Origin of the sequence: Halomonas sp. KG2, from assembly GCA_030440445.1 — a bacterium.
In the GTDB taxonomy this organism is placed as follows: domain Bacteria; phylum Pseudomonadota; class Gammaproteobacteria; order Pseudomonadales; family Halomonadaceae; genus Vreelandella.
In genome coordinates, this window is sequence record CP098528.1 from 3,532,992 (window position 1) to 3,558,047 (window position 25,056).

11 protein-coding genes and 2 tRNA genes are annotated in these 25,056 nt (G+C 54.6%); 3 read left to right on the top strand and 10 right to left on the bottom strand.

The window, feature by feature from the left end; translation table 11 throughout:
- Positions 1-5 precede the first annotated feature (5 nt).
- Together NDQ72_16385 and NDQ72_16390 are read right to left on the bottom strand one after the other, a co-directional pair.
- Positions 6-11,585, bottom strand: coding sequence for a YadA-like family protein (locus NDQ72_16385; GenBank protein WKD30426.1), 11,580 nt, complete (start codon positions 11,583-11,585; stop codon positions 6-8).
- Positions 11,586-12,709: 1,124 nt separating this feature from the next.
- Positions 12,710-14,980 (bottom strand): hypothetical protein, encoded by a 2,271-nt coding sequence (locus NDQ72_16390; protein WKD27607.1) that lies wholly within the window; start codon positions 14,978-14,980, stop codon positions 12,710-12,712.
- Between the two features lie 903 nt (positions 14,981-15,883).
- On the opposite strand from NDQ72_16390, the gene NDQ72_16395 reads away from it, so the two are divergent.
- Entirely contained in the window at positions 15,884-16,624 is a 741-nt protein-coding gene (locus NDQ72_16395) for a response regulator transcription factor (protein WKD27608.1), read from the top strand.
- A 111-nt stretch (positions 16,625-16,735) separates the two neighbouring features.
- Here NDQ72_16395 and NDQ72_16400 read toward each other — a convergent pair whose 3' ends face one another.
- The 3 genes from NDQ72_16400 to dapA all read right to left on the bottom strand — a co-directional run bounded on the left by NDQ72_16400 (position 16,736) and on the right by dapA (position 19,439).
- Positions 16,736-17,449 carry a phosphoribosylaminoimidazolesuccinocarboxamide synthase gene (locus NDQ72_16400; GenBank protein WKD27609.1) on the bottom strand — a complete coding sequence of 238 codons (714 nt, stop codon included), beginning with the start codon at positions 17,447-17,449 and terminating at the stop codon, positions 16,736-16,738.
- Positions 17,450-17,479: 30 nt separating this feature from the next.
- Entirely contained in the window at positions 17,480-18,478 is a 999-nt protein-coding gene (gene bamC, locus NDQ72_16405; GenBank protein WKD27610.1) for an outer membrane protein assembly factor BamC, read from the bottom strand.
- Positions 18,479-18,554: 76 nt separating this feature from the next.
- On the bottom strand, positions 18,555-19,439 hold the full coding sequence (dapA, locus tag NDQ72_16410; GenBank protein ID WKD27611.1) for a 4-hydroxy-tetrahydrodipicolinate synthase: 885 nt from the start codon (positions 19,437-19,439) through the stop codon (positions 18,555-18,557).
- A gap of 385 nt (positions 19,440-19,824) precedes the next feature.
- On the opposite strand from dapA, the gene NDQ72_16415 reads away from it, so the two are divergent.
- Positions 19,825-20,298: a peroxiredoxin gene (locus tag NDQ72_16415; GenBank protein ID WKD27612.1), complete on the top strand. Its 474-nt coding sequence runs from the start codon at positions 19,825-19,827 to the stop codon at positions 20,296-20,298.
- Positions 20,299-20,409: 111 nt separating this feature from the next.
- Here the strand turns inward: NDQ72_16415 and NDQ72_16420 are convergent, their stop codons facing one another.
- Together NDQ72_16420 and NDQ72_16425 are read right to left on the bottom strand one after the other, a co-directional pair.
- Complete coding sequence (locus NDQ72_16420) at positions 20,410-21,507, bottom strand: AI-2E family transporter (GenBank protein WKD27613.1); 1,098 nt, start codon at positions 21,505-21,507, stop codon at positions 20,410-20,412.
- Positions 21,504-21,782, bottom strand: coding sequence for a sulfurtransferase TusA family protein (locus NDQ72_16425; protein ID WKD27614.1), 279 nt, complete (start codon positions 21,780-21,782; stop codon positions 21,504-21,506). The genes NDQ72_16420 and NDQ72_16425 overlap by 4 nt, the downstream gene beginning before the upstream one ends.
- 183 nt (positions 21,783-21,965) lie before the next feature.
- Here NDQ72_16425 and NDQ72_16430 point away from each other — a divergent pair, with 183 nt between their 5' ends.
- Positions 21,966-23,426 carry a M48 family metalloprotease gene (locus NDQ72_16430; GenBank protein ID WKD27615.1) on the top strand — a complete coding sequence of 487 codons (1,461 nt, stop codon included), beginning with the start codon at positions 21,966-21,968 and terminating at the stop codon, positions 23,424-23,426.
- A gap of 71 nt (positions 23,427-23,497) precedes the next feature.
- Here NDQ72_16430 and nadA read toward each other — a convergent pair whose 3' ends face one another.
- From nadA to NDQ72_16445, 3 genes are all read right to left on the bottom strand, one after another.
- On the bottom strand, positions 23,498-24,526 hold the full coding sequence (gene nadA / locus NDQ72_16435) for a quinolinate synthase NadA (GenBank protein WKD27616.1): 1,029 nt from the start codon (positions 24,524-24,526) through the stop codon (positions 23,498-23,500).
- A gap of 289 nt (positions 24,527-24,815) precedes the next feature.
- Positions 24,816-24,891 (bottom strand) — tRNA-Lys (locus NDQ72_16440).
- Positions 24,892-24,942: 51 nt separating this feature from the next.
- A tRNA-Lys gene (locus tag NDQ72_16445) sits at positions 24,943-25,018 on the bottom strand.
- Positions 25,019-25,056 lie beyond the last annotated feature (38 nt).

The following is a 25,056-nucleotide window of genomic DNA, read 5'->3' on the forward strand; positions in this document are numbered from 1 at the left end:
CTCCTTTACCAGTGCCAGCCAGCGCCAATACCTGCGCCGAAGTTGCTTTGCGAGTCACCCGTCACCTTGCCTTGAATCACCCAGCGGCCATTGTCAGAAAGGCGAGAGACACCTACCGAGACCGCCGATTCGCCACCGTAGGTGCCTGCCCCCACACCAATCATGCTCTTACCGGGCATCCACGCTTGCGGCACCGTGGAAGCAGCAATCGCACTGGCAGAACCTGCATTAGCGTTGCGTTCAACATCGTCGATACGGCCATGCACGTTGACAATCTCGTTCTCAAAGCGACGCCCCAGCTCGTTCAACTGCCCCACGTTGGCAGCATCGTTGGCATTAATACCTGGCGCCACATTGGTGATGGTGGTGCCTTCTGCGCCTTTCAGCGTGATGGTGCTGTAGTCAACATTGCCATCTTCATCACGGTCGTAGTTCACCGCGCCGCGCTGAACAGCATCCAACTGACGAACGTTAACCGCGTCGGTGTCTTGGGTACCGCCTGCTACGTTGGTGATCTGACGCTCATTTCCTTCACTACCCACTGAAACGGCACCCTGTGTGGAAGCAACGGATTCGTTGGAGAAACGCTCACGCTCACCGTTCATGCCTTCACGGTCGGCAACAGAGTCCGCACCGAGGGCAACGCTGCCTTCCGCTTTGGCTTGCGCACCGGCTCCCGAAGCCACGCTACGATCGCCTGCCGCGACACTGCCTGGCCCCATGGCGATGCTGTCAGCACCTTGTGGGTCTGCGGCGGGCCCATCGCTGTTGGCGCGGAAGTACTTGGAGCCCCCTTGTTCAATGTTGGTGATTTGGTTCTGCACATCCCATAGCTGGCCGCCGTTCACCGCATCCGAGCTGTTTTGTGCAATATCACCGGGAGCAACATTGGTGATCTTCGTGCCGCCATCGCCTTCCAAGGTAATGGTGTCATAGTTAACACTGCCATCGTCGTTGCGGTCATATTGCACCGCGCGGTCATCCAGATCCGCCAAGTCGTTGGTGATATTAGTGATATCGCCTTCGACATTGGTGACGCGGTTGTCTAGCTCACCGACTGCCTGGTTGGTGGCATACAACTGGCTGCCGTTAATGGCATCAGTGCTCTCAGCCGAAATTCGGCCTGCTGCGACGTTCGTCACCGTTCGCTCAGCACCGACGCTGCCAACGCTGACGGTGGCTACTGGGGAAACACCCGCAAACTGGTACGTTTGGCCTGCAATTTCAACCGATGCGGTGCCAACCGCTTCTGCAGTGCGAGCCCCTTCCCCTAACGCGACACTCCCTTGGTGCGAAGCAATCGCGTCGTACCCCATCGCCAGAGCGCGATCTACCGAGGCAACGGCTTCGTAGCCCACGGCGGTGGAGCCTTCTCCTTGGGCAAAGGCATCGCTGACTGCTAAGCCACTGTCGTTGGTGCGCACGTAGCGAATACCACGACCGTTGTTGGTGATGTACTCATCGCTTCCGTCACCCACCACGTTGGTAACGCTGTTTTCTAGCACTTCGATCCACTGATTCGTGGCGTAAAGTTGAGAGCCGTTGATGGCATCCTTGCTATCGGCTGAGACATCGCCTTCGGCTAAGTTGGTGATGCCCTCACTACTAATGACTGGCCCGTCTTGTCCGACGGTAAGGCTATTAGCAACTGATACATCATCGGATAGACCAAAAGCGACTTCTTCACGATCATTAACCGTGGCCTGGGTGATGAGTATGTTACCGTCATCACTTAAGAGGTTAACTTCACCCGTTGGGGCCACATTGCTAGCGTCGCCATCTTCAACGCTCAGGTTCCATCCAGCGTTCGCCGCGGCACTCACCTCTTCGATAGCCTGATTAGAAGCAAACAATTGGCTGCCATTGATGGCATCGGTGCTGGTAGCACTTACTCGCCCTGCTGCCACATTAGTGATCGTACGCTCATTACCCACACTACCAACACTGACAGTGCTCATCGGCGTAGTGCCTGCAAACGAGTAATCATTGCCGATCAGTGTAATACCCTGGGTCGCAACCGATTCATCTGTAGCACTGTTACTGCCTAACGCCACACTTTGATCGTGGCTAACCATCGCACCTGCGCCAAGAGCGATACCCTGCTGGGCTTCGGAGCGGGCATTGCTACCAAACGCTATTCCGTCTGACAGCAGTACTTCGGCACTATCGCCAATGGCAGTGCCGCCTGGAGCCATTTGACCGACAATCGCGCCGTTACCAATGCCAATGCCGTTATCACCGTTTGTGACGGTGGTCGGGCCAACGGCAATGCTATCGTTACCTGCTGCAAGTGAGTCGGGCGCTGTAGAGTTGGCGTGGAAATACTTAGTGCCTGTAGCCACCACGGAGCCTATCGCTCCCTGAAGCTGGCGCACGGTGACAGCGTCTTGCGCTTCAGTACCATCGGCAACATTAATAATCTGACGGTAAGAGTCGCTGTCCCCGACGGAAATCGAACCAAGTAATTCTTTGTCGGTGGTGTTGTACTCAATGGTTGCCGAACCCACAGGAATAAATCCTGATTCTGGCGCTAAAGCACGGTCAGAAATCGAGCCACTACCCAGTGCCAAGCTATCTGTAATCGGCGCGTTAGCACCAAATCCCATGGCCACGGCACCTTCACCACTGGCGCTAGCATCTACGCCACTAGCGATGGCATTCAACCCCGTGGCACCATCGTTATTAAAGTTGCCACCGACAGTGCCGCCGTCGTTCACACTGTAGTAACGGGCACGGTTTTCATTGAAATATTGGAGGTTAAGCGCATCACCGTCATCCACTGGCGTGCCTACATTGCTGATGACTTGGTTATTGGCATCAATACCACCACTCGCGGTAATGCTGGGTCCACCAGCAATGGTGAGGCCATCGTTAGTGACGGTGGTGAGGTTGCCGCTACCATCGTCTACGCTTAGACCGGTGTTGGTGAGTTGGCTGTTGCCAGCCGTCACACTATCGAGATCAAGGTCACGATTCAGGGTGATTTCCACTTCGCCTGCATCATCGATGCCAGTCTGCGCGACGGTGAGATTGCTATCCCCAGTGAACGTTACCTCGCCATTAGGGCCGATATTGGCGGCATTGGTACCGTCGGTGACGTTCCAGCCGGCATTGACGGCAGTACTTACTTCTTCAATGGCTTGGTTAGAGGCAAACAGTTGGCTGCCGTTGACGGCATCCGTGCTGGTTTCACTCACACGACCAGCCGCCACATTGGTCAGCGTACGTTCGTTGCCCGCACTGCCAATACTCACGGTGCTGTCCGGCGTGGTGCCTGCAAATGCGTAGTCGTTGCCAATCAGCGTCATGCCCTGGGTTGCAACCGGCTCATCTGTGGTGCTATTGCTGCCTAACGCCACACTTTGATCGTGGCTCACCGTCGCGCCTGCACCCAGGGCAATGCCCTGCTGGGCTTCGGAGAGGGCATTAGTGCCGAATGCGATTCCGTCGGAGAGCAATACCTCGGCATTATTGCCAATGGCGGTGCCACCAGGGGCCATTTGACCGACAATCGCGCCGTTCCCCATACCAATGCCGTTATCACCGTTAGTGACCGTGGTTGGGCCAACCGCAATACTGTCGTTACCTACCGCAAGTGAGTCTGGCGCCGTAGAGTTGGCGTGGAAGTACTTAGTGCCGGTATCAACGACAGAGCCTATTGCCCCCTGTAGTTGGCGAACCGTGACGGCATCTTGCGCTTCCGTGCCATCAGCAACATTAATAATCTGTCGATAAGAGTCGCTGTCCCCGACGGAAATCGCGCCAAGCAGTTCTTTGTCGGTAGTGTTGTACTCAATGGTTGCTGAACCCGCAGTGATAAAACCTGATTCTGGGGCTAAGGCACGGTCAGAAATTGAGCCGCTACCAATCGCTAGACTGCCGCGTACTTGAGCATTTGCCCCAAAGCCCATGGCCACGGCACCTTCGCCAATTGCAGTAGCACCTACACCGCTCGCCATTGCATTCAAGCCGGTGGCACCGTCGTTATTGAAGTTACCGCCGATGACACCGTTATCGTTCACGCTAAAGTAGCGAACGCGGTTTTCATTGAAGTAGTGAAGGTTGAGTGCATCGCCATCATTCACTGGGTCGCCCAGGCTGGTGATGGTGTTGCCGCCCATATCAATGCCGTTACCATTAAGCGTTGGGCCGTTATTGATCGTCAGACTGTCTGCCGTCAGGTCTGCGCTAGTGGCGATTTCTATCGCACCGCCGTCGTTGCTCAGCTCAATATTCTGGCCGCTGATAAAGTTGGCGACGTTATCGTTCTGGTCGAGGGTTTTAACGTCGGTGCCATCAATCTGAGTGACCACCGTTTGGAGCGCGGAATCAGCCAGCGTCAGGCTGTCTTTGCTGGCTTGGCTGAGATCCACCGCGTAGTCGGTGACGTTATCCGCATCCGGGGCAGCGGCGGTAACATCTACCGCGCTGGAACCGGCACTCACTGAAGCGCCGTCCGCATTAACGGTGTAGATAGCTTGGCCATCAGCGCCAGTGGTTTGGTCAACACTCGCCACGTTAGAGCCACCCGCAACCTCTGTCTTCGACGCTGCCGCGCTATTTTGCAGTTGGCTAAGGTTAACGGCATCTTGAGCATCCACACCATCGGCAAGGTTGCTGATGGTAGTGTTGTTCATATCAATGCCGCCTCCGTTCAACGTCGGACCACCGGTGATGGCCACGCCATCAAAGGCCACACTATCAGCCGTGGCAACAGTGATATCCGTGCCGTTGCGGGTGATATCAACATTTTTGCCATCTAGGAACTGAACCGTATCGCCTGGGGCAACGTTGGTCGCTGTATCACCGTTGGTTTGAACATTCCAACCCGTGTTGGCAATCGCACTGACCTCTTCTATCGCTTGGTTAGAGGCAAACAGTTGGCTGCCATTGATGGCATCGGTGCTGGTCTCGCTCACGCGGCCTGCGGCCACATTGGTCAACGTGCGCTCATTGCCCTCGCTACCAATGCTGACCGTGCTATCGGGTGTGGTGCCAGCGAAGGTGTAGCTATTACCGGCAATCGTGACGCCACTGGTGGCGACCGCGTCCTCAGTGCTGCTGTTGCTGCCCAGGGCGACACTTTGATCGTGGCTCACCCTCGCGCCTGCACCCAGGGCAATGCCCTGCTGGGCTTCAGAGAGGGCATTGGTACCGAACGCTATACCATCAGAGAGCATGACTTCGGCATTATGACCAATCGCAGTTCCACCTGGGGCCATTTGCCCGACAATCGCGCCGTTACCCATGCCGAGGCCATTGTCACCATTGGTGACTGTATTAGGCCCAACGGCAAGGCTGTCGTCTCCCGCTGCGATGGCGTCAGGGTCATCGGAGTTGGCACGGAAGTACTTGATGCCCGTCTCAACCACCGAGCCCACCGCACCTTGCAACTGACGAACCGTCACCGCATCTTGTGCTTCCGTACCGTCGGCAACGTTGGTGATCTGGCGATAGGAGTCATCATCACCCACCGAGATTGCACCAAGCAGCTCTTTGTCGGTGGTGTTGAACTCAATGGTGGCGGACCCTGCTGGGATAAAACCGGAGTCCGGTGCCAGCGCGCGGTCAACCACCGAGCCACTGCCCAATGCCAGACTATCGCGAATCGGTGCATTCGCTCCAAAGCCCAAGGCCACGGCGCCTTCGCCGCTAGCAGTGGCATTAACACCACTGGCAATCGCGTTCAGTCCCGTTGCACCATCGTTGTTGTAGTTGCCACCGATGGTGCCGCCGTCATTCACGCTGTAGTAGCGGGTACGGTTTGCATCGAAGTAATCCAGATTGATGGCATCACCACCGTCGACCGCCTCTCCAACATTGGTGATGCGGTTATCGTTCATATCAATGCCATTGTCATTGAGCGTCGGACCACCATTGTTGATGGTCAGGCTATCCGCCGTCAGGTCTGCGCTAGTGGCGATTTCAATCGCGCCATTATCATCACTCAGTTCGATATTGTTACCGCTGATAAAGTTGGCGACGTTATCGTTCTGGTCGAGAGTTTTGACCTCGGTACCGTCGATCTGGGTAACCACAGTTTGGAGTGCAGAGTCGGCCAGTGTCAGGCTGTCTTTGCTGGCTTGGCTGAGATCCACCGCGTAGTCGGTGACGTTATCCGCATCCGGGGCAGCGGCGGTAACATCTACCGCGCTGGAACCGGCACTCACTGAAGCGCCGTCCGCATTAACGGTGTAGATAGCTTGGCCATCAGCGCCAGTGGTTTGGTCAACACTCGCCACGTTAGAGCCACCCGCAACCTCTGTCTTCGACGCTGCCGCGCTATTTTGCAGTTGGCTAAGGTTAACGGCATCTTGAGCATCCACACCATCGGCAAGGTTGCTGATGGTAGTGTTGTTCATATCAATGCCGCCTCCGTTCAACGTCGGACCACCGGTGATGGCCACGCCATCAAAGGCCACACTATCAGCCGTGGCAACAGTGATATCCGTGCCGTTGCGGGTGATATCAACATTTTTGCCATCTAGGAACTGAACCGTATCGCCTGGGGCAACGTTGGTCGCTGTATCACCGTTGGTTTGAACATTCCAACCCGTGTTGGCAATCGCACTGACCTCTTCTATCGCTTGGTTAGAGGCAAATAGTTGGCTGCCATTGATGGCATCGGTACTCGTCTCGCTCACGCGACCTGCGGCCACATTGGTCAGCGTGCGCTCGTTGCCTGCACTGCCAATACTCACCGTGCTATCCGGTGTGGTGCCAGCGAAGGTATAGCTATCACCGGCAATAGTGACGCCACTGGTGGCGACCGCGTCCTCAGTGCTGCTGTTGCTACCCAGGGCGACACTTTGATCGTGGCTAACCGTCGCGCCTGCGCCCAGGGCAATGCCCTGCTGGGCTTCAGAGAGGGCATTGGTACCGAACGCTATACCATCAGAGAGCATGACTTCGGCATTGTGACCAATCGCAGTGCCACCTGGGGCCATTTGCCCGACAATCGCGCCGTTACCCATGCCTATGCCGTTGTCGCCGTTAGTGACCGTTGTTGGGCCAACCGCAATACTGTCGTTACCTACTGCCAGCGAATCAGGCTCGGTGGAGTTGGCACGGAAATACTTGGTGCCGCTATCAATCACAGAGCCAACCGCTCCTTGTAACTGGCGCACCGTCACGGCGTCTTGTGCTTCCGTACCGTCGGCGACGTTGGTGATCTGGCGGTAAGAGTCGTTGTCACCCACCGAGATCGCACCGAGCAGTTCTTTGTCGGTGGTGTTGAACTCAATGGTGGCGGACCCTGCTGGGATAAAGCCGGAGTCTGGAGCCAGCGCGCGGTCAACCACCGAGCCACTGCCCAACGCGAGACTGTCATTAATCGGCGCACTGGCACCAAAGCCCATGGCCACCGCACCGTCACCGCTAGCGGTGGCGTCAACGCCGGAGGCAATCGCGTTCAGGCCGGTGGCACCATCATTATTGTAGTTGCCGCCGATGATGCCGCCGTCATTCACGCTGTAGTAGTGCGCACGGTTCTCGTCGAAGTAATCAAGATTGATCGCATCGCCGCCGTTCACCGGATCACCGAGGTTGGTAATCGTATCACCGCCCATATCAATGCCGTTGTCATTGAGCGTCGGGCCATTATTGATCGTCAGGCTATCTGCCGTCAGGTCTGCGCTAGTGGCGATTTTGATACCGCCCGCTTCATCACTGAGCACAATATTGTCGCCGGTGACGAAGTTGGCGGTGTTGTCGTTCTGGTCGAGGGTTTTAACGTCCACACCGTCGATCTGGGTGACCACGGTTTGCAGCGCCGAGTCGGCAAGGTCTAGGCTGTCTTTGCTGGCTTGGCTGAGATCCACCGCGTAGTCGGTGACGTTATCCGCATCTGGGGCAGCGGCGATAACATCCACCGCGCCGGAACCGGCACTCACTGAAGCGCCGTCGGCATTAACGGTGTAGATGCCTTGACCATCAGCGCCGGTGGTTTGGCCAACACTGGTAACGTTGGTACCTGCGATGACTTCGGTTTTTGAGGCCGCCGCAGCGTTTTCCAATTGGCTAACGTTGACAGCGTCTTGCGCGTCCACGCCATCAGCCAGATTACTGATGGTGGTGTTGTTCATATCAATGCCACCACCGGTCAGGGTCGGGCCGCCGGTGATCGCGAGGCTGTCGCTGTTGATGCTGGTAAAGGTAACGTCATCCGCGGTGGCAATCTTGATACCACCCGCCTCATCACTGAGCACGATGTTATCGCCGGTCACAAAGTTGGCGACATTGTCGTTCTGGTCGAGGGTTTTCACCTCAGTGCCGTCGATCTGAGTGACCACGGTTTGCAGCGCAGAGTCGGCCAGCGTCAGGCTGTCTTTGCTGGCTTGGCTGAGATCCACTGCGTAGTCGGTGACGTTATCCGCATCCGAGGCAGCGGCGGTCACATCCACCGCACCAGAACCGGCACTCACCGAGGCGCCGTCGGCATTAACGGTGTAGATGTCTTGGCCATCAGCGCCGGTGGTTTGGTCAACACTAGCCACGTTGGTACCTGCGGTGACTTCGGTTTTTGAGGCAGCCGCAGCGTTTTCCAACTGACTGAGGTTCACAGCATCCTGATCATTCACGCCATCAGCCAGGTTACTGATGGTGGTGTTGTTCATATCAATACCGCCACCGGTCAGCGTTGGACCACCGGTAATGGTCACATCATCAAAGGCCACACTGTCGGCGGTGGCGACGGTGATATCGGTACCGCTGCGGGTGATATCGATGTTCTTGCCATCGATAAACTGAACGGTATCGCCGGGAGCCACGTTGGTAGCCGTGTCACCGTTGGTCTGGACATTCCAGCCAGCGCTGGCAACATCATTCACTGCCTTCAACTGACTGACGTTGACCGCGTCTGTATCTTCTGCACCTGCAGCCACATTAATGATGCGGCGCTCATTATCTGCGCTACCAACTGAGACTTCGCTATCTGCGGTGGGTGCTGCAACGGTAGCTGGGTTGCCGTTAACATCCAACGGTTGGTAAGCCGCCGTGCCTAACGTACTGCCATCGGCGATAGAACCTTGCCCCAGCGCTACACTGCCTTCATGAGTCACCGTAGCCTCTGTACCTAACGCGGTGGCTCCTGACACATCAGCACTCGCGTTTTCCCCTAGCGCTGCGCCTGCCACAATTGCCGGATCATTAACACCACCGTTATACGTTGCAATGGCACCATCACCAAAGGCCGCGCCGCCATTGCCTGCGCGTGAAGATGCGCCCATAGCAACAGAGCCGGTGGCGATAGCGTCATAGCCAACCGCAATGCTGCGTTCGCCCGAAGCCTGCGCGCTTGTGCCAATCGCAACAGCATCATCAGCCGAGGCCAACGCCTGGTTACCAATAGATACCGTACGATCCGCTTCCACTCTAAGCGCGGGATCGACATGAACCAGAGTGCCTGCATGATGGCCAATAGCTACGTTATCGCTACCGATCAATCGGTTACCCGCGTAGTGCCCCAAGGCCGCGTTATGACTTCCCGTCACAATCCGACCGGCTCGCTCGCCTACAGCAGCATTGAAATCACCGTTAGTGCTACCTCCTGCGTATACCCCAACGCCAACGTTATTGAAACCAGTGACTCCTGCACCGGCCAATCCACCAACACCAATATTCTGGCTACCCGCTACCGTCCGGCCAGCCTGTCGGCCAATACCGAGGTTATTGATTCCATTCACGCCTTCCCCGGCATCCTGGCCGATTCCGACGTTATCCGTGCCCGTGACGTTACGGCCAGCGCCTGTACCGAAAGCAAGGTTCTCAGAACCTGTTACATTCTGGCCTGATGTACGGCCGTACGCGATATTAGCGTTTCCGGTAACATTCTCACCAGATCTGTAACCAGTGGCCACATTGAAACTGCTGTTATTGCCACGGCCCTGCCCTGCTAGGCCTCCGACCGCGATATTATCGCGCCCACCGGTTCCTGCATTCGCACCCGCTCCTTCGCCCATTGCAATATCGCGAACAGCTGTTGCTTCTGCGCCATCACCGACGGCAACAGAGGCATTGCCTTGCGCTAACGCATTAGTACCCGCTGCCAGTGCATTAATGCCAGTTGCACCATCATTGTCGTAGTTACCTTGCTGGGTGCCATTATCGTTAACACTGTAATAGCGGGAGCGGTTTTCATCGAAGTAGTCGAGATTAACCGCATCACCGCCGTTTACTGGCGCGCCAACGTTGGTGATGGTGTCCCCGCCCATATCAATGCCACTGTCATTGAGTATTGGTCCATTGTTGATAGTCAGGCTATCCGCCGTCAGGTCTGTGCTAGTGGCAATTTCAATCGCACCGCCGTCATTGCTCAGCTCAATGTTCTGGCCGCTGATAAAGTTAGCGACGTTATCGTTCTGGTCGAGGGTTTTAACATCCACACCGTCGATCTGGGTGACCACGGTTTGCAGTGCCGAGTCGGCGAGGTCTAGGCTGTCTTTGCTGGCTTGGCTGAGATCCACCGCGTAGTCGGTGACGTTATCCGCATCTGGGGCAGCGGCGATAACATCCACCGCACCGGAACCGGCACTCACTGAGGCTCCATCAGCGTTTATTTCGTAGATATCCTGGCCGTCCGCGCCGGTGGTTTGATCCACACTGGCAATATTGGTGCCGCCGGTGACTGCAGTTTTTGAGGCCGCCGCTGCGCTTTCCAATTGGCTAACGTTAACAGCGTCTTGCGCGTCCACGCCATCAGCCAGGTTACTGATGGTGGTGTTATTCATATTGATTCCACCACCGGTCAGCGTTGGACCACCGGTAATGGTCACATCATCAAAGGCCACACTGTCGGCGGTGGCGACGGTGATATCGGTACCGCTGCGGGTGATATCGATGTTCTTGCCATCGATAAACTGAACGGTATCGCCGGGAGCCACATTCGTCGCTGTATCACCGTTGGTCTGGACATTCCAGCCAGCGCTGGCAACATCATTCACTGCTTTCAACTGACTCACGTTGACCGCATCGGTATCTTCTGCCCCTGCAGCCACATTAATGATGCGGCGCTCATTACCTGCGCTACCAACTGAGACTTCGCTATCTGCGGTGGGTGCTGCAACGGTAGCCGGGTTACCGTCAACATCAAGCGGTTGGTAAGCCGCTGTACTCAACGTGCTGCCGTCGGCCACACTGCCGGCGCCCAATGCCACGCTGTTCTCCGCCGACACTTCGGCGCCCGCGCCCAGTGCGACGCCGTCGATGGCGGCCGCTGTGCTGCTCGCCAGTTCACCGATCACGACGGATTCGTCGGCACCGGCAGTGGCACCGCCGATCGCGGTGGAAAACTCGCCGTTGGAAAACGTGAAGCCTCCCAGCGCAAGGCTGCCTTTCGCGGTCGCCTCTGCCTGGGTGCCGAATGCAGTACTGGAAAGCCCTGAAGAAGTGGCGCCGTAACCAAGTGCAAGGGATTGGCCACCCGACGCCGTGGCCAGGGTGCCGAACGCTGTGTCAGCGGGTTTGGAGGCTGTCGCACTGTGACCAAATGCGGTCGCTGGCCCAGTCCCCGTTGTGTCGCCGGTCGCATGGGCACCGGTCCCTAATGCTATGTCATTTACAAAATCGGCCTGCGCGTTCGTGCCCATCGCCAGGCTACCGCCCGCTGCCGCGCCGGTTCTTGCACCCACGCCCGCGGCAATGCTGTTGGCGCCAGCGGCACCATCGTTGTTGTAGTTGCCGCCCACCACGCCACCGTCGTTGACGCTGTAGTAGTGCGTCTCGGCGGCCTTCAGTTGGGCGACGTTGACGGCGTCGCTATTTTGACTACCAGCCGCCACGCCGGTGATTTGACGATAGACGCCATTGCCTGCGTCACCCACGGCCACTGCACCGGTGGTGCTTTGCGTCGCGGCAATCGCCGCATCGGTGCCATCGGCAGCGCCGGTGAGCGGGTTATAGCCTTGAATGCCTGCACCGGTACTGGCAATCGCGCCATTACCAAGCGCCACGCCTTCAGCAACGGTGACGTCTGCTCCATTGCCGATTACAAAGGCATCGGCCACATCAATATCGTTGCCATTACCGATGATGCGGCTGCCGGTAGCCGTCGCAGCCAGGATATTGTCGTTGCCGAAGGTGCCAGCTTCGTCGGCATCAATGGTGTTGTCGTTACCCAGCGAATAGGAGCCTGCGCCAGTGATGATGCTCGGGTCGCCGATCGCGCCGGAGCCGTCACCACTGACCTCGTTGCCAGTACCAATGCTGATCGATTGGTTCCCCGTGGCTTTAGCGTCATGCCCCAAAGCGATGGAATTTTTGGCTGCTTCGGTGTCAGAGCCAATGGCAATTGCATCACTCGCACTAGTAGTGGCATAGCTACCAATGGCGATTGCATGAGATGCATCGTTACTGGTACCAATACCCAGGGCAACCGAGCTAAAAGCCCCTGTAGCATTCGTCGCATTAACGCCGATAGAAACGGATCCAGCAGCGCTATCTCCAACAGTGGCTGCAGTCCCCAACGCCACGCTATCCCACGCACTGTCACCTATGCTGGAAAGCCTGCCAATAGCCGTAGCATTGCGCGACTGATCGCCCACGACAGTCCCGGAACCAATCGCCGTGGCACCACTGGAATCGCTGACACCTGTCCCTATTGTTGCCTTCGAGCCGATTGCTGTGGCGTCGGCTGATCCATTAATCGCGACATCCGCGCCTAAGCCAATAGAAGGACCGCCATCGGACGTTCCATCTACGCTGGCACCGCGCCCTATGGCGACATCACCTGTGGCCAAGACTTGCGCATTGGTGCCAAACGCCATGCCCGACACAGCGCCTTCAAGCACCTTGGCGGCACTACCGATGGCCGTTCCAAAATTGGCGTTAATCGCCACGTCCGTGTCCTGCCCGATGGCCACTGAGCGATTCGAATTGACCGTAGCGTTGCGACCGAGTGCCGTGGAAGAGTAGGCACCAGTCGCCACTGTCGCGTCCGACCCGACGGCCACGGAGGTCGACGCATTGACCATGGTGTTGCGACCGATTGCCGTGGAAGAGGAGGCACCATCTGCCACTTTCGAGCTGCTGCCGATGGCGATTGAGCTAGCTGCATTGTCGCCAACCGTCGCAGTGGGGCCGATAGCCGCGGCATAGCTTGACCCCACCCGGTGCTTGCGTTGGAGCCTAGGGCAAGGGCAGCGACATCCCTGGCCGTTGCTCGACGACCAATGGCGATGACCGAGTTGACACTTGCTGTACTGGTGCCCGTCGCCGTTGCCCCTTCACCAATGGCAATGGCGGTGCCGCCAAGCGCCTGCGCTCCCGAACCGATGGCCACATTGTCAGCTTGGTTCCCTGTCGCACCGGCAATGACCCCCGTCTCGGCCGCGTTACCAATAGCAATGTCCCGCGTTGTACCTGCAGTGGCCGTATTGCCAACGGCCACGGCGGATGCCCCTGCAGCGCTGGCCTTTACGCCTGCCGCCAGGGCATTCGCCCCGGTCGCACCGTCATTGTCAAAGTTTGATCCAGCACCGGTCACAGTGGAGTTGACGCTGTAATAGTGTGTTTCGCTGGCCTTGAGCTGAGCGACGTTGACCGCGTCAGAGTCCTCGGTACCTGCGGCTACGCCGGTAACCTGGCGATAAACGCCGCCTGCGGCATCACCCACGGCCACCGCCCCGGTGGTGCTCTGGGTCGCGGCGATCCCCGCGTCCAGCCCATCGGCGGCGCCGGTAGTCGGGTTGTAACCTGCCACGCCCGCACCGGTATCGGCGATGGAACCATTACCCAGCGCCACGCCCTCGGCCACGGTGACGTCTGCGCCGTTGCCGATCACAAAGGCATCGGCGACATCAATGTTATTATCATTACCGATAATGCGGCTGCCGTTGGCAGTCGCCGCCAGCACATTACGGTTGCCAAAAGTGCCGGCCTCGTCGGCGTCAATCTCGTTATCGTTACCCACCGCGTAGGAGCCGGCGCCATTGATAATATTCGGGTCACCAAAAGCGCCAGAGTTGTCGCCAGACACGGTGTTGCCGGTACCAATAGCAATAGACTGGACGCCACTGGCCGTGGCACCGGTGCCCATGGCGATGGCGTCCTCTCCACTAGCCGTCGCCTCACGTCCAAAGGACATAGCGCGCTCGCCTTGAGTTATCGCCCCCGCACCAATTGCAATACCGTCGACCGCAGTGACAAGGGTACCCGATGCATCCACCGTCGCATTAGAGGTTTCATCAGTGGCACCACCAATCGCAACACCACGCGTGGCACCCGCTTCCACCCGACTGCCAAGCCCTACGGCCGTACCGGCATTAGCATTGGCCCAGGCTCGCCGTCCCAACGCCGTGGTGTTCTGCTGTAGCGCGTCAGCATCAACACCCACAGCAGTGGCACCAAAGCCTGTCGCTAGAGTTAGCTGGCCTATCGCAATTGCGTGACTTACGGTCGCCTCCGCACGTTCACCAATTGCTACCGTAGCAAGTTCACTAGCCGTGGCCCGCCCTCCCAATGCGATACTATTGGTTCCGGAGGCCTGCGCTCCGCGCACGTTATCCGCACCAATGGCAATAGAGTGCGCGCCCGACGCCGTGGTTGAGTTTGCAACAGAAAGTGGGTTGTTATTGTCAGTACCGCCAGCACTTCCTATGGCAATAGAATTCCTAGCCGTTGCTTGGCTTCCAAAACCTAATGCTGTGCCACCCACGCCAGTAGCGCGGCTTTCTAACCCTATTGCCGTCGCCCACTGAGCCGCACTGGAATTAAAGCCAAACACCGCTCCGCCAGTTCCTGTGACCTGACTAAAAGCACCATAGACAGTAGCTGCCAACTGGTTATTACCACTGGCATCACAACCTGCAACAAGCGAGTAAGTACCACTTCCATCTATGGGGTCTGCGCTGGTGTTTGGGGTCGCTATCCTACCAACCACTGAGCCTGCCGCTCCAGACACACAGCTACCACCGTCTGAAGCAAATTTCCTTGCTTCAGCATCGTGGCTTCCCAGTGGAGAAAGCATTGCCGCGAATGCGAACACGACACCTAATGTAACCGGCCGAAGAAAATATTTGACAGGTGATTGAATTGTTATAGGTTCGGCCACCCGTCCAATTTGGTGACTAGCCCCCGACTTACTACAACTACGTGCTACTTCTGAAGCTACTACCAGGCGCCCAAGAGATCGATTCCAAACTAAGCGAAATACGTTATTCATTCCCATGCTCCCATTAAAATTGTCAGGGATTATTGTGACTAGTTTTTGCTAGTTTCTTGGGCGACAGGTAAGGGGGGCACATAATTGGGCTCACTCTGCTAGCTAGGCTTCTAAAACGAGTTTTCGCTCGCAGATTCACAAGACTTTTCGGAATATTTTTATATAGTCTATGGAAGCCATACCCGCGCTTGAAACACTTCTTAACATTGAAGCTAGCACAGGGAACTACTCTTCTCCATATTATTAATCAATATTAACAGCCTAGTCAGTGAGTTTTTTTAGTCTCTTTTAATGGGCTCTAAGGTAGAAAAATACATGCCAGCTAAGAATCTCCTGCTCTTAGCCAAATGAAGAGTAAGCACTTACTAATACATCCACAAAAAACAGCCCAGACATAATAAAAATTAATACTAATTAAAATTTACACCTCAACTGAACTCATCAATTTACATTTCGGCCGACATGCGTATTCTGGGAAGTAGCTGACCTGCCACGTATTTTGATCACGCTCAGCGTTGGTCATACCGCTGCGGCAGCATCAATAGAGGAAGAGTCCGGGGATACTAAACACTACTGGGCAGGCACTTAACGAGCTTTTCTACTTGCAAAGCTCATATTTCAGAGCAAGTATCTAACTATGCTGCCTTGATGCTTTTGAGATCTAGGAACAGATTTGTAACCTATACTGCTCACTTTCACTGACGAGACCTGACTTGGATACAGCCTATGCGCATTGCAGTAGTAGAAGATGAGAAGGTGGTATCAGAGCGCATTGAAACAGCGCTTATGGATGGCTTTGCCGAGCGAGGTATAGAGGCGAACATCTACTCATTCGAAACCAGTAAGGCATTTATTCATACCGCTAGCCGCAATACGTTCGATTTAGTCATACTAGATTGGCACTTGCCCGACGGCACTGGTATTGCGCTGCTCAATTGGATGAAAACCTACCTACAGATTATTCCTGCTGTCCTAATGGTGACCCTGAGACAAGAAGAAGCCGATATTATTCAAGCCTTGAACGCGGGGGCTGATGACTTCATCAGCAAGCCTTTTAGGCCGCGCGAATTGGCCGCAAGGGCCCATGCGTCAACTCGTCGCCACTCGCTCCGCACGCCAAGTGTTGCTCAGCAGCAAACATTAGAGTTTGGCCGCATTAAGCTCAATACCAATCGTGAAACAGCCTACGTGGACGGAGAAGAAGTATCGTTGACGAGGCAGGAGTTTCGGTTAGCCTTTCTTCTACTAAACCAGTTAGGAAGTCCGCTTTCACGCTCCTACCTATATGAATATGTATGGGGTAAAAGTGATCCGCCTGGCACTCGTACGCTAGACGTTCATATTCACCGAGTGCGCAAAAAGCTTAGTCTAACGTCGGAATTTGGTTGGAACCTTGTTTCAGTTTATGGCTATGGCTATCGGTTACAGGCACTTGATGAACTAACTGCAGAGTCTTCAGACGACTAAAGCACACTATCAGAGTTTAATAGAAAAACCCGCTTCGGAAGCAGTATCCTAAGCGGGTTTTTACTATGCGAGCATATCAGCACAAACATTTATTACATATATGCTACGGCATTAATCAATATGAATACCAATCCGTCGTGCTACTTCTTCATACGCTTCAATGACACCACCTAACCCCTGGCGAAAGCGATCTTTATCAAGCTTTTCTCGCGTATTGGCATCCCATAAACGACATCCATCCGGGGAGAACTCATCGCCAAGGACTACATCGCCTTTGAAGACTCCAAACTCAAGCTTGTAATCGACTAGCAACATGTCGCCTTCGGCAAACAGCTGCTTAAGCACATGGTTCACTTTAAAAGTAAGTGACTTCATTTTCGCCAGCTGTTCGGGGGTTGCCCAGCCAAAGGTTTCTGCTAGCGACTCGTTAATCATGGGGTCTCCCTTTTCATCGTTCTTTAAGAACAATTCAAAGGTGGGCGGATTCAAACTGATGCCCTCTTCCACACCCAGGCGCTTAACTAGGCCACCTGCTGCAATGTTGCGCACGACGCATTCAACAGGAATCATCTCCATTTTTTTGACTAGGCTTTCAGTATCAGAAAGCTGCTTCTCAAAATGGGTAGGAATCCCTGCCTCTTCCAGGCGCTGCATAATGAAAGCATTGAAGATGTTGTTCACTTTGCCTTTGCGGGCCAGTGACTCTTTCTTTTTGCCATCGAAAGCACTGGTATCATCACGAAAGTGCAGTACCAACAAGTCAGGGTCGTCGGTGGTATAAACGGATTTCGCTTTACCAGCGTAGAGTTCTTGGCGCTTTTCCATAGGGGCTCCGAAGGGTTTCAAAATTAAAAATTAACGTAGGTAGCCGGAGACTCGCTCAAGCAGCTCGCGCTGATCGTCAGCAGTTAAACTACGCTCACTGGCATTAATCGCACGCAGAATGGTCTTATCACCATCAGGCTGAAGAGCTAGACGAATTTGCTGCGACATGCGACGCACATCGGGACTGAAGACAATTTGTAGCGGGTTGCGACCTCGCTCAGTCTCGGTCATGTACTCAACCAGGAATTCATAGTTTTCAGCAGAAGTGGCTAATAGGTCGCGCTGCCCTTCGACACTAAAGTCGAGCTCAAGATAGTGGTCCAGCTCTGCCCAAACACGATCAATGGATTGAGGGATCACAACTTCCCACGCGTCGCCCTGCTGGCGCATTTGCAGCGTCTGATCTTGTGCGAGTCGTTGTGCAGTCCAAGAAGATGCGCTAGCAGTGGCACTGCGTGCGCCTAAGTACTGCTCTAGGGCATCAAGACACACAGTCACACTTTGCCCTGCTTGCTCACAGCGCACCTCACTACTGCCCGCCCTGAGCGCGCTTTGTAGCTTCAACGTGGCTTGAGAGGTCACTATGACACCTTGATTCGCATCGCTTTGCTGAACACCTAGCTGGCGACTATTCGCGAACGCTTCTAACTGAGGCCAGACAGTTCCCGTATCTGCCGCGACCACCAACCAAGTCTGATCACCGACCTGACGACGCTCTACAAATTCAGGTTCTAAACCACTGCCAATTGTCAGCGTCTGGGGGGGAGCAATCTCGGCCGCCTCATCAATACGGCTACCTTGCACCGCTACCTGGGGCACCGGCATGGCATCACGGTAACGCTGTGGATTGCGGGTTTCTGGCAGTACTAAGGGGGGCGCTGGGGTAGCTTCAGTATAATCCAAATTACGGTCGTGATAGTAACCATCGTCGCGCGCGCATCCAGCAAGCGTGACAGCCGTTGCGAGAGCCAGCGGTATCCATTTAAGCGCACGTTTTTCAAGCAAACGTTTTTCAAGAACAGGGCTCATCAAGCCACCTTTACAGTCAACAGGTCGAGTACTCGGCGCATCAACGTACGCCGAGTAGCAAAGGGGTTACGTCGAATTACTCCTCTACGACGCCCGCCAGCTGCAGCGCTTCACTGACAGTGGCGTGGTACTTTTCCGACAGCCAGGTCAACGGCAAACGAATCCCTGCGTCCATATATCCCATGCGATGCAGTGCCCATTTAACCGGAATCGGATTCGCTTCAATGCCTAAATTGGTGTGTAACGGCATCAAACGCGTATTAATTTGGTGAGCCTTATCCGAATCACCAGCTACGGCTGCAGCGCAGAGTTCATGCATCGCTTTGGGCGCTACGTTCGCAGTCACCGAGATATCGCCGTGGCCACCCATCAACATAAAGTCACAGGCGGTGGCATCGTCGCCGGAGTAGAGCATAAAGTCGCTGCCCTTCAAGCGGGTAATTAGATCCTCTGCGCGCTCAAGGTTCCCGGTAGCATCTTTCAAACCGATAATATTCTTCACCTCGGCTAGGCGTACTACCGTTTCATTGTACAGATCAGAGCAGGTACGGCCGGGAACGTTATAAAGAATTACCGGCAGTTTGCTTCCTTCAGCCACCGCTTTGAAATGTTGGTAAAGGCCTTCCTGAGTCGGTTTGTTATAGTAGGGGCAAACCGATAGACAGTAATCTGCGCCAACTTCGCTAGCGTAGCGAGCTAACTCAACCGCCTCTGATGTGGCGTTCGCTCCCGTGCCGGCGATCACCGGAATACGACCATTCACCTCTTCTACCACGCTGCGGATCACATCAAAGTGCTCAGCAAACGTCATGGTAGTAGGTTCGCCCGTGGTGCCCGCTGCGACAATGGCATCAGTGCCATTATCGAGGTGGAAGTTCACCAGGCGACGAAGCGCCTCCCAGTCGATGTCGCCATTGACTTTCATCGGCGTCGCCAGGGCGACAATGCTGCCTGTGATCATCCGTTTTTTCCTCACCTGCCAAATTATAAAATTAAGCTACTGACGATGTTCATTGAAAATCGAGAAGCTTCGACCATAAGGGCTCTATTTATAAGAGCCTGTCCACAAGAGACTGCCCACAAGAGACTGTCCACAAGAGCTTTGACCACTAGAACGAGCACTATCGGGGCGATTTAACCTACTGCCATTTTATGCTTTGAACACTTTGCTGTCGTCCCAAGGGAGGCGACAGACAGCAAATGGTACTCAGGCGGCTCGAACCTGTACAGCGCAAAGCGCTGAGAGTTTTCTCACCTGCTCATTACTGGGCGCCTATTCGCTTTGACATAATAGCGTTACTTTCGTGTAATCAACTAAGTAAACCCTCTCATTAAAGGAGCTCTTCATGTCTGTAAAACTCAATCACCCGGTACCTGACTTTTCTGCCCCAGCCACTAGCGATACGACGGTGACGCTGTCTAAGCTGCGTGGCAAGCAGGTGGTTATCTATTTTTATCCAAAGGCCAGCACCCCGGGGTGCACTACCGAAGGCGGAGACTTTAGAGACCGCAAGCCACGATTCGATGCTGCCAATACGGTTATTATCGGCGTTTCTAGAGATGGTATCCGTGCTCAGGAGAACTTCAAAGCCAAGCAAGATTTTAACTTCGAGCTTATCTCCGATAAGGACGAAACCGTATGCCAGATTTTTGATGTTATCAAACTTAAAAAGATGTACGGCAAAGAGCATCTTGGCATTGAGCGCAGTACCTTCCTAATCGACAGCGAGGGTAAGCTTGTTCAAGAGTGGCGCGGCGTTAAGGTACCAGGGCATGTTGATGACGTACTAACAGCAGCAGAAGCGCTTCACGCCAACTAACAAAACCAGGAGCACCGCATCCTGGGCGGGTACAGCGCGAAGCGGTGCCGCGACTGATTCGCAGGCAATTTTTCCGTTCGCGCTTCACGTACTACGGTCAGGTGGCGCCTGCTAATGTTCAGCCAATGGAAGCTGCTTTTCACCTTCTCTCTCGGCTATTCCTCTTGGCCATGCATAAACCAGTGCTTTTAGTAGGGTGGCCAGGGGAATCGCAAAGAAAACGCCCCAGAACCCCCAGATACCACCAAAAAACAGCACCGCGACAATAATGGAAACCGGGTGAATATTATTCGTTTCTGAAAACAACACCGGTGCAAGCACATTCCCATCAAGCGCTTGAATAACGCCGTAAGCGACAACCACATAAGCAAACTGCTCACTGATCCCAAAATGAAACCCGGCAACGGCTGCCACTGGGATGGTGACTACCGCCGCTCCAATGTATGGCACCAGAACAGAAAATCCCACCAGCACTGCTAACAAGGCGGTGTAAGGTAAGCCAAAGAAAGCGAAGGTAAAAAAAGCAACCGTACCAACGATAATAATCTCTATCGATTTGCCGCGTATGTAATTAGCAATCTGACGATCCATCTCATGCCAAATACGCGTTAACAGCGTACGCTTTTGCGGTAGCAACGACAGCGTAAAACCTACCAAAGACTGGCGATCCTTTAGCATGAAGAATACCAGTATCGGCACTAACACTAAGTAAATAATCAACGACATAATATTGCCGAGCGATGCCAGTGACAGCGTTAATGCACGCTGTCCTAGCTGGCTAATTTCCCGACTGGCAACGCCTATCCAGCTCTGCATTTGATCGGGAGTGATTAAATTAGGATAACGGGCCTGAAGTTCGTCTAACCACCCTTGGCCGCTAGCAAACATACGCGGCGTCTCCTGAACAAGCCCGACAAGTTGATTCCATATCAGCGGCATCAAAATAAAGGCCATTGTTAGCAACACGCTAACAAACGCCACAAACACAACAATGACCGCTAGCAAATGAGGTACACCGCGCCGCGTCAAGGCACTCACTACGCCCTGCAGTAAAAAAGCGATCACCAGCGCGGTGAAGAACGGCGCCAGCATCCTGCCAAACCAAATAATGGCCGCAAAACCAGCTACCAATACCAAGAGAAGAATTAACGCCTCTTCGTCTGAAAAGTAGCGATCAATCCAACTTTTCAGAATAGTGCGCATGGTCATGAGTGAGACATCCCTGCTTTGCGTATCCAAAAATAGTACATATCGCCATGCTGCTCGCGCGCTTCTAACACATGATCACTAAGCTCGGTGAAAGATGCCATATCACGCCACGAACCAGCATCCGTTGCTCTTACTTCAAGCAATTGACCAGGGGCCAGCCCAGCCAATGCCTGTTTGGCTTTTAATAATGGCAGCGGGCAGTGCAACCCGGTAGCATCCAGCACCGTATCGGGCTTAATGCTAGCGTTTGACCTGGACTCTGTGTGCTCGGACATACCCTCTCCCCCAAAATACCTACTTGATCAAAATACTTACTTGAATACGGCATTGTTACATAAACTATTTCTTTAAAACGGTCGCTGAGAATTTGATTTAACGGCACTTACCTGCCTGAATCAATGTCACACCGCTGTTTGCTGCGTATATTACTTGAATATCAGGAACACCATGAGGATGCCATGCTGCACCTTCGATTCACACTTTCTCGCCGAGCCTACGCGCTAGCGTTCATGCTGAGTGTCGCCAGTGTTAGCCCACCCAGCTTTGGCTTCGACGATTATCAGCTCCCAAGCCTAGGTGGCGCTTCAACCTCTGTCAGTAACGAAGAGTATCGCCTGGGGCGCGCTTGGCTTCGTCAATTTCGTGCCCAAGCACCACAGTGGCAAGACCTTATTGCAAATGACTACCTAGATAGTCTAGTTGCACGCCTTGCTCCCCACAGCCAGCTTGGCAACCTTCGCACAACGACCGTGATGGTTGATAACGGCTCTCTCAATGCTTTCGCAGTCCCTGGCGGGGTCATAGGTATCAATTCAGGGCTATTCGCCTTTGCTGAAGATGAGGGAGCCTTTGTGTCGGTTATCGCCCACGAGCTGGGCCACCTATCTCAACGACACTACGCCAGGGGCAGTGCACGTGCGGAGCAAACACAGCTGCCTGCAATGGCCGCCATGCTGGCAGGCATGCTCATTGCCGCCAGCGGTGGCGGCGATGCGGGCATGGCCGCTGCTATGGGTTCCCAAGCGGCGCTCATTCAAGACCAATTGTCCTATTCACGACGCTTTGAGCAAGAAGCCGACCGGGTTGGCCTGCAGGCAATGGCAAGTGCTGGATACAACCCAGATGCGATGGTACGTATGTTCAGTGCCATGCAACGGATGGCACGACTCCAGGGCGGCACACCACCAGAGTTCTTACTTACCCACCCGGTGAGCGATAGCCGACTAAGTGATGCTCAAGCACGCGCATCACAGCTAAATATTGCCGACGCCTATACCAGCGACACGTTATACGACATGATGCGCGCCCGCGCACTTTTGAGCATTTACCACAACACACCGCAACAAGCTGCGTCACGACTTGCTCAAGAGGATAGCGAAGAACAAGCGCAACGCTACCTATCAGCGCTAATGGCAGCCCGCAATGGCCAAACAGACAACGCACTGCAAACCCTTGACCAATTGGCCCGCGAGCTACCTGACTATGGCATGCTACCGGCTTCTGCCGCCACCGTTGCGCTAGAAGCACAACGCTATGAGGAGGCTATTACGCGTAGCCAGCGCCTGCTGCGCATCATGCCCAACTACTTACCTGCTCAATTGGTGTTAGCCGAAGCCCAGCTCCAGCGCGATCCTCAAGCAGCTTATGAGTTATTACGTGATATTACTGCTCAGCACCCTGAAACCCCTCAAGGGTTCAATCTTCTTGCCGAAGCAGCCGGACGAAGCGGCTATGACGGCTGGGGACACTTAGCGCGAGCAGAACACTTACAGCTAACAGGCAGAATTGACCGCGGCATTCGTCAGTTGAGCATCGCCAAAGATGCCGCACAGCAAGAGAATGATCAACAGGCACTGGCGCGTATCGAACAACGTAGGGAAGCGTTCATTGAATACCGCGAGGCACTAGAGAAGTTTTGATGTTTCAAAAAAACAGCCCGCATGCTTATCGCATTCGGGCTGTCGCCTTGCTGCCATGGAGAGTTTATACACTAGGCATTAAAGTTCAGCATTCGCTCTAATGGTTTTAACGCCTGCCACCGCAGCGTGTCATCAACAAAAATCTCACCGCTACCGTCACGCAACGCACCCGCCAAGTTATCCAGAGCATTCATCGCCATCCACGGGCAATGTGCGCAGCTACGACAGGTCGCACCGTTACCTGCTGTGGGCGCCTCAAATAGCGTTTTATCGGGCACCGCCTGCTGCATTTTAAAGAAAATACCGCGATCAGTAGCAACGATCAGTTTGTCATTGGGCAACGTTTGCGCGGCTTTGATCAACTGAGAGGTTGAACCTGCCACATCGGCCAGTTTGACCACGGCATCGGGCGACTCTGGGTGCACCAGTACAGCGGCTTCAGGATAAAGACGCTTAAGATCTTCAATCCCCTTTGCCTTGAACTCTTCGTGAACGATACAGGCACCGTCCCACATCAGCATATCTGCACCGGTTTTTTTCTGGATATAGCCACCTAAGTGCTTATCCGGCGCCCACAGTATTTTTTCACCTTTGGCTTGAAGGTGCTCAATAACGTCGACGGCAATCGAAGAGGTGACGACCCAGTCAGCGCGCGCTTTTACAGCAGCCGAGGTATTGGCGTATACCACAACGGTACGATCCGGATGCGCATCACAAAAAGCGCTAAACTCGTCAGCAGGGCAACCAATATCCAGCGAACAGGTCGCTTCCAGGGTGGGCATTAAAACGCGTTTTTCTGGGGATAGAATTTTCGCTGTTTCCCCCATGAAGCGTACACCTGCAACCACCAGCGTTGTTGCATCGTGCCGCGCACCAAAGCGCGCCATTTCAAGGGAGTCAGCAACACAGCCACCGGTCTCTTCAGCCAGCTGTTGAATGGCATCATCGGTGTAGTAATGGGCGACGAGCACCGCATTGTGTGCTTTTAGCAACTGCTTGATTTCGGCTACCCGCGCCTCATCTTCCGCAGGAATGCGGGTGGGGCAGTACGGGCTGGGGAGCGGAGCGTCAAGCTCAGCTTGAGTAGTCATAATAGTCATCGTGTCTACCACTGTGACGAACAGGGAATCCCCCTGTTAAACACCGGTCACGGCGCGTGCACTCCGCAAACGCCGCACTCGATGCGACGAGTCGCTGCGTCTCTCGCGGTGACTCATCGCTCTGCCCGCCATTAGTGCGGGCAGCGCTACCGAGACATCATTGGTAGCTATAACTAAGACTATTGTGGTGTTAAATCGTTGCCCGCTGCAAGCATAAAGTGTGCGTTAGGACGCTTCATCACCGAATAGCAAAACGCCCCTGGCAGCAAGCTACCAGGGGCGTTAAATTTGGTGGGTCGTGTAGGATTCGAACCTACGACCAATTGATTAAAAGTCAACTGCTCTACCAACTGAGCTAACGACCCAAATTTTGCTACGCACCTAGTTGACCACTTGGCGCTATAAACTGGTTCGAATGGTGGGTCGTGTAGGATTCGAACCTACGACCAATTGATTAAAAGTCAACTGCTCTACCAACTGAGCTAACGACCCCCTCGAACGGATGCATATAATACAGACCACCCCTACGC